The following is a 258-nucleotide window of genomic DNA, read 5'->3' as shown; positions in this document are numbered from 1 at the left end:
CGCTCGACGTACCCGTCAACACGCTGCCGGTCACGGCAGTGTCTTCCGCGGTGTTCACGCTTTCGCTGAGGTCGGTGAAGCTGTCGTCCACCGGGGTCACGCTGATGTTCAGGGTCGAGGTGACGTCCGCGCCGGAACCGTCGGTGACGGTGTAGGTCACGGTCGGCACGCTGCCGTTGTAGTTGGCGTCCGGGGTGAAGGTGTAAGCGCCGTTGGCGCCGATCACCAGGGTGCCGACGTTGGCGATGGTGGCCGTGC

At 66.3% G+C, this 258-nt stretch carries 1 protein-coding gene; it reads right to left on the bottom strand.

Translation table 11 applies throughout. The features are described from left to right. On the bottom strand, positions 1 to 258 hold a 258-nt coding region (locus F7R06_RS30870), incomplete at both ends, for a cadherin-like domain-containing protein (RefSeq protein WP_170288748.1).

Origin of the sequence: Pseudomonas moorei, assembly GCF_008801475.1 — a bacterium.
GTDB lineage: Bacteria > Pseudomonadota > Gammaproteobacteria > Pseudomonadales > Pseudomonadaceae > Aquipseudomonas > Aquipseudomonas moorei.
This window is presented reverse-complemented; position numbering and strand designations above follow the sequence as displayed.